This window comes from Gottfriedia sp. ABJ_BB2_2 (genome assembly GCF_055484705.1).
The window spans coordinates 409539-426003 of the sequence record NZ_JBVFKR010000003.1; the positions used below are offsets into that span (position 1 = coordinate 409539).

The 16465-nt window shown below is 33.9% G+C and carries 13 protein-coding genes and 1 pseudogene; 10 read left to right on the plus strand and 4 right to left on the minus strand.

The features are described from left to right. Positions 1 to 12 precede the first annotated feature (12 nt). The 5 genes and pseudogenes from ACX6U0_RS10740 (at position 13) to spo0A (ending at position 6884) form a co-directional block, all read left to right on the plus strand. Positions 13 to 840, plus strand: a complete 828-nt coding sequence (locus ACX6U0_RS10740) for a TlyA family RNA methyltransferase (protein WP_464959929.1) — start codon at positions 13 to 15, stop codon at positions 838 to 840. Between the two features lie 182 nt (positions 841 to 1022). After that, a complete protein-coding gene (ahrC, locus tag ACX6U0_RS10745) occupies positions 1023 to 1475 on the plus strand; it encodes a transcriptional regulator AhrC/ArgR (protein ID WP_087998988.1) in 453 nt (150 codons plus the stop codon). A 139-nt stretch (positions 1476 to 1614) separates the two neighbouring features. Beyond that, complete coding sequence (recN, locus tag ACX6U0_RS10750; protein ID WP_464959930.1) at positions 1615 to 3351, plus strand: DNA repair protein RecN; 1737 nt, start codon at positions 1615 to 1617, stop codon at positions 3349 to 3351. A gap of 304 nt (positions 3352 to 3655) precedes the next feature. Continuing rightward, positions 3656 to 4768: pseudogene (gene spoIVB / locus ACX6U0_RS10755) on the plus strand (SpoIVB peptidase); the annotation flags it as partial. A gap of 1327 nt (positions 4769 to 6095) precedes the next feature. Further along, on the plus strand, positions 6096 to 6884 hold the full coding sequence (gene spo0A, locus ACX6U0_RS10760) for a sporulation transcription factor Spo0A (protein WP_430509824.1): 789 nt from the start codon (positions 6096 to 6098) through the stop codon (positions 6882 to 6884). Between the two features lie 285 nt (positions 6885 to 7169). Here the strand turns inward: spo0A and ACX6U0_RS10765 are convergent, their stop codons facing one another. From ACX6U0_RS10765 to ACX6U0_RS10775, 3 genes are all read right to left on the minus strand, one after another. Further along, a complete protein-coding gene (locus tag ACX6U0_RS10765; protein ID WP_464959974.1) occupies positions 7170 to 7682 on the minus strand; it encodes a DUF3231 family protein in 513 nt (170 codons plus the stop codon). Between the two features lie 623 nt (positions 7683 to 8305). After that, complete coding sequence (gene bacA, locus ACX6U0_RS10770) at positions 8306 to 9106, minus strand: undecaprenyl-diphosphate phosphatase (protein WP_464959931.1); 801 nt, start codon at positions 9104 to 9106, stop codon at positions 8306 to 8308. A gap of 154 nt (positions 9107 to 9260) precedes the next feature. Further along, the gene (locus ACX6U0_RS10775) at positions 9261 to 9419 is read right to left on the minus strand and encodes a YycC family protein (protein WP_464959932.1); all 159 of its coding nucleotides are present in this window, start codon (positions 9417 to 9419) and stop codon (positions 9261 to 9263) included. A 79-nt stretch (positions 9420 to 9498) separates the two neighbouring features. Here ACX6U0_RS10775 and ACX6U0_RS10780 point away from each other — a divergent pair, with 79 nt between their 5' ends. Then, entirely contained in the window at positions 9499 to 10224 is a 726-nt protein-coding gene (locus ACX6U0_RS10780) for a glycerophosphodiester phosphodiesterase (protein ID WP_464959933.1), read from the plus strand. Positions 10225 to 10453: 229 nt separating this feature from the next. Here ACX6U0_RS10780 and ACX6U0_RS10785 read toward each other — a convergent pair whose 3' ends face one another. After that, the gene (locus ACX6U0_RS10785; protein ID WP_464959934.1) at positions 10454 to 10708 is read right to left on the minus strand and encodes a DUF2627 family protein; all 255 of its coding nucleotides are present in this window, start codon (positions 10706 to 10708) and stop codon (positions 10454 to 10456) included. Between the two features lie 182 nt (positions 10709 to 10890). Between ACX6U0_RS10785 and ACX6U0_RS10790 the strand changes: the two genes are divergently transcribed. From ACX6U0_RS10790 to buk, 4 genes are all read left to right on the plus strand, one after another. Beyond that, positions 10891 to 12963, plus strand: coding sequence for a sigma-54 interaction domain-containing protein (locus ACX6U0_RS10790; RefSeq protein WP_464959935.1), 2073 nt, complete (start codon positions 10891 to 10893; stop codon positions 12961 to 12963). A gap of 234 nt (positions 12964 to 13197) precedes the next feature. Next, on the plus strand, positions 13198 to 14097 hold the full coding sequence (yqiS, locus tag ACX6U0_RS10795) for a phosphate butyryltransferase (RefSeq protein ID WP_464959936.1): 900 nt from the start codon (positions 13198 to 13200) through the stop codon (positions 14095 to 14097). A gap of 32 nt (positions 14098 to 14129) precedes the next feature. Then, complete coding sequence (bcd, locus tag ACX6U0_RS10800) at positions 14130 to 15224, plus strand: branched-chain amino acid dehydrogenase (protein WP_087999000.1); 1095 nt, start codon at positions 14130 to 14132, stop codon at positions 15222 to 15224. Positions 15225 to 15362: 138 nt separating this feature from the next. Beyond that, entirely contained in the window at positions 15363 to 16463 is a 1101-nt protein-coding gene (gene buk, locus ACX6U0_RS10805; RefSeq protein WP_174567276.1) for a butyrate kinase, read from the plus strand. Positions 16464 to 16465: the final 2 nt, after the last annotated feature.

A 16465-nucleotide genomic window follows, 5' to 3' on the forward strand; every position in this document is an offset into this window, starting at 1 on the left:
GATGTAATATACATGGCAAAAAAGGAACGTATCGACGTACTTTTAGTAGAACGTGGTTTGATTGAAACACGTGAAAAAGCAAAACGTGCAATTATGGCAGGTCTTGTTTATACAAATGAACAAAGGCTAGATAAACCTGGCGAGAAGATTGATATTGAGTTACCACTTCAAATTAAAGGAGAGGTAATGCCATATGTCAGTCGAGGTGGTTATAAATTAGAAAAAGCATTAAAAACGTTTAATGTCACAGTTGAAGATAAAATTATGATAGATATAGGATCTTCTACTGGAGGATTTACTGATTGCGCCCTTCAAAATGGTGCGAAAACATCATACGCACTTGATGTCGGGTATAATCAGCTTGCTTGGAAGTTAAGACAAGACGAACGTGTAATTGTTATGGAACGTACAAATTTTCGTTATGTGAAGCCAGAAGATTTAATTGCTGGCCTTCCGCAATTTGCGTCAATTGATGTTTCATTTATATCATTGCGATTAATCTTGCCTGTTTTAAAAACATTATTAGTTGCTTCGAGTGATGTAGTCGCACTAATTAAGCCTCAATTTGAAGCTGGTAGAGAACAAGTTGGTAAAAAAGGAATTGTCAGAGAGCCTAAAGTACACGAAGACGTAATAGATATGATGATTGATTTTTCGTTACGCCAAGGATACGATGTGAAAGCTCTAACTTTTTCACCGATAACTGGTGGAGATGGAAACATTGAATTTTTAATTCATCTTCATTGGGAAGGTTCAAAGGAAATTGGAGACAATGAATTAACTTATACATCGAAAGAAATCGTTAAAGAAGCTCATACTGAGTTAAAAAAGGTGAAATAACAAAAAGGAACCATAAAAGGTTCCTTTTTCCTTATTGTGAGTAAGAAACAATATTGTTTTCAATACTAAAGAAAAATCGATTTTGTGAAAACGGTTAAAAAACTGTATACAATATACATTAGATTAGTTAAGATAATCTTACATATGTAAGATATTTGTCGTAATTTGCAAAGAGGTGTATTATGAATAAAGGTCAACGTCATATTAAAATACGTGAAATCATCGCAAAAAATGAAGTCGAAACACAAGACGAACTTGTACAAGCATTACGAGATTTAGGCTTCAAAGTTACGCAAGCTACGATTTCTCGTGATATAAAAGAATTACATTTAGTAAAAGTTCCTTTATCAGATGGTCGTTATAAATACAGTTTACCAGCAGATCAGCGTTTTAACCCATTACAAAAGTTAAAAAGACTATTAATTGACTCGTTTATTAAAATTGATAGTTCAAGTCATTTAATCGTTATGAAGACTTTACCAGGTAACGCAAATGCAGTTGGCGCTTTAATTGATCATCTTGATTGGCCAGATATTATGGGAACAATTTGTGGAGACGACACAATATTAATCATTTGTCGTTCACCTGAAGATGCAGAAATTTTACAAGGTAAATTTATTGACATGTTGCAATAAAGGTTTGAATATCCCTCTATGCGGTTTAGAGAATGTACAGTAAAAAATTTTAGATGTGCATGTCTTAATCACATTTGAGGGATTAATCGTTAAAATTAGACATTAAAAGGTGAAGGTTTTATAAGAGGAGAGAAACTCATTGTTATCTGAACTAATCATTAAAAACTTTGCAATCATTGAGGAAGTTTCTATTTCATTTGAAAAAGGTTTAACTGTTTTAAGTGGAGAAACTGGTGCGGGTAAATCAATCATCATTGATGCAATCGGCTTATTACTTGGCGGTAGAGGTTCTGCTGAATTCGTAAGATATGATACTGAAAAGGCCGAAATTGAAGGTTTATTCCATATTGAAGATGAAAACCATCCAATTTATATAAGATGTAAAGAGCATGGCTTTGATATTGAAGATGATATGTTAATCTTAAAAAGAGATATTACTGCTTCAGGTAAGAGCATTTGCCGAATAAATGGAAAATTAGTCACTACAACAATTTTAAAAGAAATTGGTGGATTGTTGGTTGATATACACGGGCAGCACGAAAGCCAAGATTTGATGAATCAAGAGCACCATCTTGCCATGCTTCAGCAGTACGATGGGAAAGGTTTATTGCCTTTAATTGAAAGTTACCAGGAAGTATTTAGTCACTATTCTTCTTTAAAGAAACAATTAAAGCAATTAACTGAGAATGAACAACAAATGGCTCATCGATTAGATTTAATTCAATTTCAATTAACTGAAATTCAAAATGCAAATCTACAAGAAAATGAAGATGAGCAGCTAACTGAAGAAAGACTTAAAATTGCCAATTTTGAACGAATATATAAATCATTAGTTGAAGCATATCAAAGCTTATCGCAGGATGGTTCTGGTTTAGATTCAGTTCGATCTAGTATGTATTCATTAGAGTCAGTTGCTTCAATAGATCAAAATATTAAAGAAATGCATGAAGGTATTAGTAGTAGCTATTATTTATTAGAGGATATTTCATATCGTTTAAGAGATTCAATTGAAGAAATGGAATACGATCCTAATCGCTTGAATGAAATAGAAAATCGTTTAAATGAAATATCAATGCTGAAAAAGAAATATGGTGCTACTGTTACTGATATTTTGAATTACGCTGAGGGAATTGAACAAGAGCTTGATAAAATCCAGCATAAGGATATGCATATTGAAAAATTAGAGAAGGATCTACAAAATGCTACTCAAAAATTAATTGAAGCAGGAATGAAGCTATCTAAGAAACGTAAGGAACTTGCTAACCAATTAACTTCTGATATACATAAAGAACTAAAAGAGCTTTATATGGAGAAAACAACTTTTGAAATTGTATTCTCATTTGAAGAAGGCCAAAATACAGATCCAATACTTAATAATCAACATGTTAAATTTACAAAAGTTGGTTTCGATACTGTAGAGTTTTATATTTCTACAAATCCAGGGGAACCTTTAAAGCCGCTAGCTAAAGTAGCGAGTGGTGGAGAATTATCAAGAATGTTCCTTGCATTAAAGAGTATCTTTACAAAGCATCAAGGAATCACTTCTATCATTTTTGATGAGGTAGATACTGGTGTGAGTGGTAGGGTTGCACAAGCAATTGCTGAAAAGATTCACAAGGTTTCTGTCAATTCACAAGTGCTATGTATTACGCATTTACCACAAGTAGCTTCGATGGCAGATACTCATTTGTTTATTGCGAAGCTCATTGATGGAAATCGTACAAAAACATTAGTGACACCACTTCAAAATGAACAGAAAATCAATGAAATTGCTAGGATGATTGCTGGTGTTGAAATCACAGATGTAACGATTCAACACGCGAAAGAATTAATCGAGCAGGCAACTTCTACAAAGTATCAATCTCAGTCAATATAATAAGGGAGTATTTAATGTTAGAACATTTTTTTCTATACATTAAATATTCTCTTTTTTTGTGGGAAATATTGATAAATTAGTAATTGGATAATGTGAATTGAAACATACTAATACAACATTATACCTTTAGATTTATATCATATTTTTACAATTATAATTTGCTTTTATGAAGCTAACATTAACTATACAGCCACGAATTAAGAAACAAAAAATCTGGCACTAGGAGAGTGATTCGATTGTGAAAAATGTAAATGTTCAACGAATAATTAAAATTCTTCTCCTTTTATTCATAGTTGGTATTGGCGTGTTTAATATAAATCAAAAAAATGTATTCTCATCTACCATGAAAAGTAAAAATCAACATGAAGAACTAATTGATGTTGCCCTTGGAATAAATGATATTCCAATTAAAAAAGTAGATGTGAAGGTATTAAACAATTTAAGAGTAATACCAGGAGGACAATCAATAGGAGTTAAACTTAACTCAGTTGGTGTTTTAGTTGTTGGTCATCACTTAGTTAATACAAGTGAAGGTCAAAAGTCTCCAGGAGAAATTGCAGGTATTAAAGTTGGAGATATGATTATAAAAATGAATGGGAAGCAAATAGAAAAAATGTCTGATGTTTTACCTTTTATTCAAAAAGCAGGTAAAAATGGTAAACCGATAAAAATCGTAGTAAAACGTGAAGGGAAATATTACACAAAGCTTTTAAAGCCATTTCGTGACAAAGGTCAAAATAATTACCGAATAGGATTATATATTCGAGATTCTGCATCAGGAATTGGGACTATGACATTTATCGAACCGAATTCATTGAAGTACGGTGCTTTAGGCCATGTGATCTCTGATAGTGATACAAGAAAAGCGATTGAAGTTGAAGATGGTCATATCGTTTATTCAACAGTAACGTCTATTGAAAAAGGTTCTGATGGGTCTCCAGGTGAAAAAATAGCTCATTTCGCGATGGATCGAGGAACAATTGGAAACATTACATCAAATAGCCCATTCGGTATTTTTGGTAAGGTGAATGATAAAATTGACAATGGCGTTATGTCAAAGCCATTACCAATTGCTTTATCGAATGAAGTTAAAAAAGGTCCAGCTAAAATACTTACTGTGATTCATGACAATAAAGTAGAGCAGTTCGACATAGAGATTGTAAGTAGTATCCAACAGAAGTTTCCTTCTACAAAAGGGATAATTTTAAAAGTCACTGATAAGCGTTTATTGAAGGAGACTGGTGGTATTGTACAGGGCATGAGTGGGTCTCCAATCATTCAGAATGGTAAAGTAATCGGAGCGGTTACACATGTCTTTGTAAACGATTCTACGAGCGGATATGGTGTTCATATCGAATGGATGCTTGATGAAGCGAAGGTACCTATTTACGATTATCAGGATAAGAAGGCGTCATGATGTAAAAGACACTTAACAATTGTTAAGTGTCTTTTTTGTTTTATAATAAATAATCTGAATGACTCTGTAAAAGAAGAATGTTGGATTCCACTACAGGTGCTCGCTTTCCATGGGGCGTGCGCTGAGCCTCCTCGTCGCTATCGCTCCTGTGGGGTCTCAGCTGTCCCGCATCTCCCATAGGAGTCGAGCACCTTACGTTCCATTCAACTTCAGGAAAAGCTGGTCAAATGACAATCTATATGGCTCTGAAATAAAAGAATGTTGAATTCCACTACAGGTGCTCGCTTTCCATGGGGCGTGCGCTGAGCCTCCTCGTCGCGTACGCTCCTGTGGGGTCTCAGCTGTCCCGCATCTCCCATAGGAGTCGAGCACCTTACGTTCATTCAACTTCAGGAAAAGCTGGTCAAATGACAATCTATATGGCTCTGAAATAAAAGAATGTTGAATTCCACTACAGGTGCTCGCTTTCTATGGGGCGTGCGCTGAGCCTCCTCGTCGCTATCGCTCCTGTGGGGTCTCAGTTGCCCTGCATTTCCCATAGGAGTCCAAGCACCTTACGTGCATTCAACTTCATAAAATGGTGATATAAAAGCAATCTAAATGGCTCTGTAATAGAAGAGTTTTGAATGGCGTATGTCACAGCTTTCCTGTAGTACGATAGTAGTCACTTACGTTTAAACAAATTTATGAAAACCTGATCTAAAGATAATCGACATGGCTTTGTAAAAGAAGAATGTTAATTCCACTACAGTTGCTCGCTTTCCATGGGGCGTGCGCTGAGCCTCCTCGTCGCTATCGCTCCTGTGGGGTCTCAGCTGTCCCGCATCTCCCATAGGAGTCGAGCACCTTACGTTCCATTCAACTTCAGAAAAGCTGATATAAAAGCAATCTAAATGGCTCTGTAAGAGAAGAGTGATGAAAATCAACTGATTTAAATCTCGCAATTGAGGCGATCACAATATTTTAATTTTCTGATAAAAACATCAAACTTTTCCTAATAATTATTTTATTTCTAAATTTAAAATTGAATTTTTATATTAATATTATTAAATATTACAGAATTCTGTAATGTTTTTGTAACCTTTTATTAAAAATTATAAATTTACATACTATTTAATTTTCTATATAATGAATAATATGTAAAATTCGACTTAATACATACTAGTTTTTAACACAATCGTCGAATGCTAGAAGAAATTGAAGAAAACTATCTATATTAATAAAAATATTCAGAATTTATAATAAAAACAGGAAATAAATTTTTATTGTCGAAATAATCGGTAATAAGATATGAAATTCACTATAGAAGATATAGGGAGGAACGGTTGTGGAGAAAATAAAAGTATTATTAGTAGATGACAATAAAGAGCTTGTTATCATGTTAGAAAATTACATTAACGCACAAGCTGATATGGAAGTGGTTGGTGTAGCATTTAATGGACAAGATTGCTTACCTTTAGTTAAGGAAAAGAAACCAGATGTTCTTGTGTTAGATATTATTATGCCTCATTTAGATGGATTAGCTGTATTAGATCGTCTTCGTGCAGGTTTAGTTGAAAAAATTCCTAATGTAATTATGTTAACAGCTTTTGGACAAGAAGATGTTACGAAGAAAGCTGTTGATTTAGGTGCTTCATATTTCATTTTAAAACCATTTGATATGGAACATTTAATTAGTAATATTCGTCAAGTTGTTGGCAAAGGTAGTTCAATTACGAAACGTAATTCACCTTCTTTAGTGTCTAATTATGAAAGTAAGCCTCGTAATTTAGATGCTAGTATTACTAGTATTATTCATGAAATTGGTGTTCCAGCGCATATTAAAGGCTATATGTACTTACGTGAAGCGATCTCAATGGTTTACAATGACATTGAACTATTAGGTTCAATCACGAAGGTCCTATACCCAGACATCGCTAAAAAGTTCAATACAACTGCAAGTCGTGTTGAACGTGCAATTCGTCATGCGATTGAGGTAGCTTGGAGCCGTGGAAATATCGACAGTATTTCTACATTGTTCGGCTACACAATTTCAATGTCGAAAGCTAAGCCAACAAACTCAGAGTTTATCGCAATGGTTGCCGATAAACTACGTTTAGAGCATAAGGCTAGCTAAAAAATTAATAATTAGGGAATTTGAAAAAATTTTAACGGTTAATTCCGATAAATTTTTGACAGTGTTTCCAATGAATAATCATTCGTTATAGCGACTAACTTTTCGAGAAATTATCGGTATTTATCGCAATAGCACTTATAAAAATGAAAAACGTTGTCTTTAAAAGACAGCGTTTTTTTATGGTTTAACCTATATGTTTATGTGCTCCATGAATTTGACCGGATACTAGTTCCATTAATTTGCAAATAATAAACCCCGAATTTATATTTCGGGGTTTATTATTTATTATTGTTGTTTTGTTTCGTGATGAAGCGGTGGTGGAACTAACCAGCCTTTATTCTTTGTAATTTGTAATAATGCTGCACCGTCTTTTCCTTTTTTAGCACCCATTTGAGCAAATAATAATCCAATATCTTCTCGAATAGATTGACTAACCCCTTGTGCGCATGCTACAACACTTGCAGCAATATCTGCGCCCACCATATAAGCAATTTGAGCATCTTGGAATCTTGCTCCAACCGGAATTTGTTCAAGATCTGCTTCAGGTCGCTCTGCTGGCGTAGGAGGAACTGCAATATCATTATGTAGTAATATTTCTTCTAGTTCTTTAATTGATGGTTTAATTGAAGTCTCAATAACTTGTTTTAAAAAATCTTTTAACTCTGCATCACCAGTGTGATTAATATATACTTGGTAACTATCTAATCTAAATTTTGCTACTGATAATGATGTCCATAATGCAAATACCTCGCCATAGTGTAAAGGCTCATCTTGTGGATTTCCACTTAAAATTCCCATGATTATCTTACTTCCTTTCAAAAATAAATTCATACTAATCTCCTTGAAGTAGGATTTAGCTACAAAAATTATTATGTAGTTAAAAAAAGTAAATATACATTGAATAAAAATAAATAACATGTCAGTTGATAAAAAATTTTTTTTTATAAGAATAGAAGGTATTTGCCAAATAGATTGCAAAAGATTTTGCTTTTATAAATATACTGTGTTATAATATTTTCTGCGCCACTGTTACAATAAAATATATGATGTTATTACTTGAGAATTTGGAAGAAAATTGGGCGTACCCATGACGCGCTAGCTATTTCGACCGGTTCTAAAAAGGTAGTAGTATCTGTTAGTGAAGATTGTTGTGAAACAAGCTGCCTAATGGAACGGCCCTGGAGCCGAATTGCGAAAGAGAGGTAGGGCTTTCGCCAATAGACAACAATTTTACTTTTAAAAATACTAACTTAAATATATTGAAGGCTATTCGTATACGTTGTGCGAATAGCCTTTTTCCATTTCAGAAACCAAACTCGCCTTATGGAAATAGGGAATCCTAGAGTTGTGAATTTAAATAATAACAGTGTAAATAAAAATAAAAAAGGAACTTCATATGAAGTTCCTTTTCGTCGTCTTCTTTAAAAGATAAATACAATCGTAAAAACAATTGCAACGATAAAACGGTAAATAGCAAAGCCTGTCAGTTTTACTTTTTCAAGTAGTTTTAAGAATGTAACAATCGCAAGTAAGGCTACAATAAACGCTGTAATAAAGCCTGATGCAAATAAAGGTAAATCTGAAGCACTTAGAATATCCATATTTTTAATTAGATCTAAACCACTTGCAGCAATCATCATTGGTACTGCTAAAATAAATGTGAATTCAGCTGAAGTTTTTCGATCTAAACCAAATAGTAATCCACCTGCAATCGTAGAACCAGAACGAGAAAACCCTGGCCATAGAGCAAGCATTTGGAAGCATCCGATAATAAAAGCTTGTTTATAAGAGATATGATCTAAGTCAGAAGATTTTGGGTGTTTAGAAACTCTCTCAGCGACAATTAATAAAATACCACCAGCTACTAATCCGACAACTACAGTTTCAGGTGAAAATAATACGTCTTTAATAAAATCGTGGAAAATGACTCCTACGATTCCTGCTGGAATTGCTCCGATAAAAATATGACCTAAATTTAAGTTTGTTTGTCTATATCCTTCTGATTTAACTCCAAGTACTGACCAAAGTCGTTTCCAAAATACAACTACAACAGCTAATATTGAACCAAGTTGAACAACTACTTCAAAAACTGTAGCTTTCGTACCGGTAAAATTTAACAAGTCAGCAACTAAAATCATGTGACCAGTTGAAGAAACAGGTAGAAATTCTGTTAATCCTTCGACTAAACCCATGATTAAACCAATTAACCAATCAGGTAACATGTTTTGAACCTCCATTACATCTTGTCTATTAACAATACTTTACATTTTACTTGAATTCTTAAACGATTGAAAGATAAAAACAGTTAATGTCATATTACAATTTGACTAATTTGTGAATAAAATGAAAAAACCACTTAAAGTGGTTTTGAGAAAATTACTTTTCCTCAGAATCAGATTGAGGCTCAGTTGTGTCTAATTCCATTAATTTTTTCATTAATATGTGTTGTGGCATATGCATAATTTGTTCTAAAGGAACATTTAATTTTTTTGATAGTAAGATTGCCGTTTCTGGTGAAATTTGCAATGGACGCATATTATCCCTCCTTTGTTTCGTAAAATTAGTATACAATAAGGTAAGAAGTAAAGTACATATTTTATCCAGGGGGTATTAGATGGTCGAGATTATTGGGCATAGAGGAGCAGCAGGAACTTTTCCAGAAAATACGATGGCATCTTTTATTGCTTGTGAGAAACTTGGTGCAGATGGAATTGAATTAGATGTTCAGCTGTCTAAAGATGGAGAAATTGTTGTCATACACGATGAAACAATTAATCGAACCACAAATGGAAGAGGATATGTAAAAGACTATACATTATCTGAATTAAAACAATTTGATGCTAGTTATAAATTTAAGGGTCAATTCGACAATTGTACGATTCCAACATTACGAGAAGTATTTGAATGGGCACAAGGGAATAACTTTAGTGTGAATGTGGAATTAAAGAATGATAAATTAGAATATCATGGTTTAGAGGAACGAGTTATTAATTTAATTCGTCAATTTGAAATGGAAAATAGAGTTGTGTTATCTTCTTTCAACCATAAAAGTATGTTGAAGTTTACATTAATGGCACCGGATATTGAAACTGCGGTTCTATATAATAAAAGGAATAAAGAGCCATGGAAAATTGCTGAGGATTATAAAGCGAGGGCGATTCATCCAAATTATCGTATCATAACAGATGATTTAATCGAAAAAACGCTTAAAAATAACGTTGCTGTTCGACCATATACAGTAAATGACTCGAAAATAATGAAACGTCTAATAGATGCCAAATGTTCAGCGATTATTACTGATTATCCAGAGTTGGCATTTCAATTAAGAGAAAAAATCTAAAAAAAAGTGCTTACTTTTTTGTAAGCACTACAGTTTGTTGTAAACAAAGTATAAAAAATTAGAGATTCAGACTGATTGAAAACGTTTGTCTTTCGAGGCGTGAAGTCTGAAGAGGAGCGGAGTTACCTAAACGGTAATGAGCACCGCAAGCAGGCGAAACAACGAAGAAAGTGAGCGTTTGTTAACAGTCTGAAGTGCTTACTTTTTTGTAAGCACTTTTATTATGTCATTAAACTTTTCTCTTTAAAAATCTACCTTGGACTTTGTCATGTTTGCGGTCTCTAAATAGAACAAAGCTTCCAACTAGATAAAATCCGGCACCTAAACAAATAATGCCGATTAATAGCTGAAGTGGAAGATATGGTATTCCAAAAGAATGAATTAAAAACAATGTATCGCGAAGTAATTTAATTCCGATAACTGCTAAAGATATGGGTATAAGTATAACGACAAATGCAAGCATTCTAGTTAAGGATTCTTTCATTTTGTTTGATGCCCCCGTTTTAAAAAAATAAAAAAGATCATTACGTTGTATATTTCTCTCTTTAATCATAATCGTATACAAGAATTGTGTTGTCAAGACTTTAGAAATAGACTCAAATAGAAGTATGAATATATAATGAAATGATGACTAAATAACTAGTTGGAATTAGTAGGTGAACGAATGTGAAACAAAACGTTATGATAATAGGAATGGGTACTGGTGGTACGGCAGTTTTAAAACTACTTTCGCATTCCGATTTATTTAAGATTGTTGCAGTAGTAGATATTATTAAAGAAGCTAAAGGTGTCGATTTAGCAAATCATTTACATATCCCTGTTTTGAAAGAATGGAAAGAGCATCTAAAAAATGATATAGATGTTGTATTTGATACGACCGGAGATGAATCAATACATCAAGAAATCTTAAAACATAAAGCAAAACATACTCTAGCTATTCCTGGTTCTGTTGCAAAGATCATAGCAAATCTTGTTCAAGAAAAAGAGTCTTTATTTAATTTAATTAATAACAAAAAAAGACAACAAGAATTAATCCTTGAAAATACGCATGATGGAATGATTGTAGTAGACAGATGGGGAAAGATTCTACTTTTTAACAGGTCAGCAGAAAATATTTTACAAATTAATAAAGAAAATGCCATAGGAAGAGACGTTATTGAGGTAGTGCCGACTAGTAAATTACCTCGTGTCTTACAAACAAAGAAAAAAGAAATTAACCAAGAACATATATTAATTAATGGAAGTAAGATTTTCACGACAAGGATTCCGATTTTTCGTGAAGATGGTGAGCTTGAAGGAGCGATTGCGGTATTTAAGGATGATACAGAAGTATTAAACTTAGCAGAAGAAGTTACAAATCTAAAAGAAGTATATAGTATGCTAGAGGCTGTCATCCAAAGTTCTGATGAAGCAATCTCGGTAGTGGATGAGTTGGGCAATGGGATGATTATTAACCCGGCTTATACTCGTTTAACGGGATTAACGAGTGAACAAGTAATAGGAAAACATGCAACAATTGATATTTCAGAAGGTGAAAGTGTTCATGTTAAAGTCTTGAAAACAAAACAGGCAGTTCGTGGTGTGAGGATGAAGGTAGGAAAACAAAATAGAGATGTTTTAGTAAATGTTGCCCCAGTAGTCGTTGATGGGAAACTAAAAGGTAGCGTTGGTGTAATTCATGATGTTTCTGAAATCTCACAATTAACAAATGAACTTCATCGCGCTCGTCAAATTATTAGAACATTAGAAGCAAAGTATTCTTTTGAAGATATAGCTGGAGAATCTGAAGGAATTCAATTAGCGATTATGCAAGCAAAGCTAGCTGCTAGTACACCTGCAACTGTATTATTACGCGGTGAATCAGGAACTGGTAAAGAGCTGTTTGCACACGCGATTCATAATGAAAGTGATCGTAAGTACAATAAATTTGTGCGTGTAAATTGTGCTGCTATATCGGAAACCTTATTGGAAAGTGAACTGTTTGGCTATGAGGAAGGTGCCTTTTCTGGGGCCAAGAGAGGTGGCAAAAGAGGTCTTTTTGAAGAAGCGAATAATGGTAGTATTTTCTTAGATGAAATTGGAGAATTATCACCAGCTATGCAAGCCAAACTATTAAGAGTACTGCAAGAAAAGGAAATAAGACGTGTGGGTGGTACAAAAGCTATTCCGATAAATGTACGAGTCATCGCTGCAACGAATGTACATCTTGAAGAAGCGATTATAGAAGGAAAGTTTCGTGAGGATTTATATTACCGTTTAAATAAATTACCTATTACAATTCCAGCACTAAGAGAACGATTAGAAGACATTTTACCAATTAGTGAAAGATTATTGGCGAAAATAAATCAAGATTATGGTCGAAATGTAGATCAAATTTCTGCTTCTGCTGTCAAAAAATTAAAGTCGTATCATTGGCCGGGGAATGTAAGGGAGTTAGAAAATGTATTAGGACGAGCAATCATCTTCATGAAAATACATGAGAAACAGATGCTACCTGAACACATTACTTCCATTGCACAAGTGAAACAAGAAATTGGAATTGAACCGAATGTTCCGTTAGTAGATCACGTTGGTACACTTGATGAATTAGTGATCAACTTCGAAGGTAAATTGATTGAGCAGGTTTTAAATAAAAATAATGGAAATAAAACGAAAACCGCTAAAGAGTTAGGGATATCAGTAAGAAATCTGTATTATAAGCTCGATAAATATAACTCTGCAAAAAATAGCACGCAATAATTTGCGTGCTATGAATTATTCTGCATACAATTTCTGTTATTTTTTTCAAATATAGTGTATGATGTATTTAGTGGCTTTTACTAGTACCTGGTGCTAACAAATTATTTGAATATTGATTATGTAAGGCTTTTCATAAGACTTTCCAACTATTTTTGAAATATTTCTCTCTTTATTTAAAAGTTGGCACGCTAATTGCTAATATTAAGAGTAAGGGGATGAAAGGAAGGGCTTTCAATGAATTTAGCAGATATAATGTTACAAGCTAAAAGTCATCCGAGGCAAACTGTAGCAGTTGCGATCGCTGAAGATTTAGAAGTGAAAGAAGCTGTTACATTAGCTTTAGAAAATGACTTAGCAAACTTTTTACTTTTCGGTAATGAACAAGCTATTCATGAGATGTATGTGGATCTTTTAATTAATAAGGATTATGCTAATCGATTGAAAATTGTCCATGCTGATTCAATGCAACAAGCTGCAAAACTTGCAGTTGAAGCTGTAAGATTAGAAAATGCTTCTATTGTAATGAAAGGTAATCTTTTAACATCAATACTTCTAAAAGAAGTTTTGAATAAAGAATATGGTTTAAGGGATAAAGGTGTTCTATCGCATGTTGCGATGTTTGAAGTACCTGGTAGAGAAAAATCTGTTATTGTGACAGATGCTGCCATGAACATTGCTCCTACATTAGAACAAAAAGCAAAAATAATTGAGAATAGTGTTAATATAGCGAGAAAAGTAGGAATAAAAACCCCTAAAGTTGCAGTGTTAGCTGCAGTTGAAGTTGTAAATCCTGCAATGCAAGCTACGATTGACGCTGCATCATTAACAGTAATGAACGCAAGAGGTCAAATTAAAAATTGTGTTGTTGATGGACCTTTAGCACTTGATAATGCTATTTCAATTGAAGCAGCAGAACATAAAGGGTTAAAAGGTGAGGTAGCAGGTCAAGCTGATATTTTATTAGTACCTACAATCGAAACGGGAAATATTTTATATAAATCGTTAGTCTTTATGGCAAATGCTGAAGTAGCTGCGTTAATCGCAGGAGCAAAGGCACCGATTGTGTTAACATCACGTTCAGACTCTGCGAAAACAAAATTATATTCATTAGCTTTAGCTATTTGTAATTCATAAAACTTACTCAAAATTAAGGGAGCTGTTAGTACATGGAAATCTTCAAATACTTAGAAACTTACGATTATGAACAAGTTGTTTTTTGCCAAGATAAAGAATCAGGATTAAAAGCGATTATCGCTATACATGATACAACTTTAGGTCCAGCATTAGGTGGAACAAGAATGTGGACTTATGAATCAGAAGAAGCAGCAATTGAAGACGCTCTACGCTTAGCTAAAGGTATGACATATAAAAATGCTGCTGCTGGTTTAAACCTTGGTGGTGGTAAAACTGTAATTATCGGTGACCCACGTAAAGATAAAAATGAAGAAATGTTCAGAGCATTTGGTCGTTATATTCAAGGTTTAAATGGTCGTTATATTACTGCAGAAGATGTGGGTACTACTGTTGCTGACATGGACTTAATTCATGAAGAAACTAATTTCGTAACAGGTATTTCACCTTCATTTGGATCTTCTGGTAATCCTTCACCTGTTACAGCATTTGGTGTTTACCGTGGTATGAAGGCTGCAGCAAAAGAAGCATTTGGAACTGATAGCCTAGAAGGAAAAGTAATTGCGGTACAAGGTGTAGGTAATGTTGCTTTCAATTTATGTAGATATCTACATGAAGAAGGTGCTCAATTAATCGTTACTGATATTAACAAAGAATCAGTTCAACGTGCTGTTGAGGAGTTTGGTGCAACTGCTGTTGATCCAGATGATATCTACAATGTTCAATGTGATATTTATGCGCCATGTGCATTAGGTGCAACAATTAATGATAAAACAATTCCTCAACTTAAAGCGAAAGTTATTGCAGGTGCTGCAAATAACCAATTAAAAGAAACTCGTCATGGTGATCTAATTCACGAATTAGGAATTGTTTATGCTCCTGATTACGTAATCAACGCTGGTGGCGTAATTAACGTTGCTGACGAATTATATGGTTATAACCGCGAGCGCGCTATGAAAAAAGTAGAAGGTGTTTACGATAACATCGCAAAAGTTATTGAAATTTCAAAACGTGATGGTATCCCAACTTACTTAGCTGCTGACCGTTTAGCTGAAGAGCGTATTGCTCGTATGGCAAAATCTCGTAGCCAATTTTTACAAAATGGACATCACATCTTAAGCAGAAGATAAGTTAAATTTTACAATAAATAATTTAGTCCTTTATTTTTAAGCTAGAAAGAAAGAGTATATTCTGCTCTTTCTTTCTAGCTATAAAGGTAAGGTAAGCAAAAAATTACGATATTGCTTTAAATATTAGGAGGTAGAGTGTTGGCAATGCATCGCATATTAGTAATTAACCCAGGCAGCACATCGACAAAGGTTGGTGTATTCGATGATGAAAAACCAATTTTTGAACAAACAATACGTCATGATGATGAAGAGCTAAATCAATACTCATCGATTATTGATCAATACGAATTTAGAAAGCATGTTATTTTGGAAGTTCTACACAAAGAAGGAATTAACATTTCTAAATTAAGTGCTGTATGTGGTCGAGGTGGATTATTAAGACCAATCGAAGGTGGAACTTACTCTGTAAACGATGTAATGCTTGAAGATTTAAGAAAAGGCTATAGTGGCCAGCATGCTTCTAATTTAGGAGGCATTATCGCAAATGAAATTGCACAAGGCTTAAATATTCCTGCGTTTATCGTAGATCCAGTTGTAGTTGATGAATTGCAACCAGTCGCAAGAGTTAGTGGTCTTGCAATGGTGGATCGTAGAAGTATTTTCCATGCTTTAAATCAAAAATCTGTCGCACGAAAAGTAGCAAAACAATTAAATCAACCATATAACGAATTAAATGTGATTGTTGCCCACATGGGCGGTGGTATCACTGTTGGAGCTCATAAAAAAGGCCGTGTAATCGACGTGAATAACGGTTTAGATGGTGAAGGACCTTTCAGTCCAGAAAGAACCGGAACAGTTCCAGTAGGGGATTTAATAAAAATTTGTTACTCTGGCGATTACTATATTAATGAAGTACAAAAAATGATTGTAGGTCAAGGTGGACTAGTTAGTTATCTTGGAACTGCAGATGCAATTAAAGTAGAGAACATGATTGATCAAGGTGATGAAAAAGCTGCATTAGTATATGAAGCAATGGCCTATCAAGTTGCAAAAGAGATTGGCAGTGCTGCAGCCGTATTAGAAGGCGATATTGATGCAATCATCTTAACTGGTGGGATCGCTTATAGTGATTTTATTGTAAATGAAATTACGAAACGAGTTAAATGGATGGCACGAGTTATTGTATTACCAGGTGAAAATGAACTTCAAGCACTTTGTGAAGGTGCATTACGTGTCTTACGTGACGAAGAAGAAGCTAAAATTTATCCTGGGGAATTCGCAGTAAAATCTTTAGTATAAAG

What these genes read in the sequence shown, in the direction of transcription:
- bcd (WP_087999000.1), top strand. Translation starts at nt 14,130, where the DNA reads ATGGAAATCTTCAAATACTTAGAAACTTACGATTATGAACAAGTTGTT.
- bacA (WP_464959931.1), bottom strand. Translation starts at nt 9,106, where the DNA reads ATGTTACCTGATTGGTTAATTGGTTTAATCATGGGTTTAGTCGAAGGA.
- ACX6U0_RS10775 (WP_464959932.1), bottom strand. Translation starts at nt 9,419, where the DNA reads ATGCGTCCATTGCAAATTTCACCAGAAACGGCAATCTTACTATCAAAA.
- ACX6U0_RS10780 (WP_464959933.1), top strand. Translation starts at nt 9,499, where the DNA reads ATGGTCGAGATTATTGGGCATAGAGGAGCAGCAGGAACTTTTCCAGAA.
- ACX6U0_RS10740 (WP_464959929.1), top strand. Translation starts at nt 13, where the DNA reads ATGGCAAAAAAGGAACGTATCGACGTACTTTTAGTAGAACGTGGTTTG.
- ACX6U0_RS10785 (WP_464959934.1), bottom strand. Translation starts at nt 10,708, where the DNA reads ATGAAAGAATCCTTAACTAGAATGCTTGCATTTGTCGTTATACTTATA.
- ahrC (WP_087998988.1), top strand. Translation starts at nt 1,023, where the DNA reads ATGAATAAAGGTCAACGTCATATTAAAATACGTGAAATCATCGCAAAA.
- yqiS (WP_464959936.1), top strand. Translation starts at nt 13,198, where the DNA reads ATGAATTTAGCAGATATAATGTTACAAGCTAAAAGTCATCCGAGGCAA.
- ACX6U0_RS10765 (WP_464959974.1), bottom strand. Translation starts at nt 7,682, where the DNA reads ATGGGAATTTTAAGTGGAAATCCACAAGATGAGCCTTTACACTATGGC.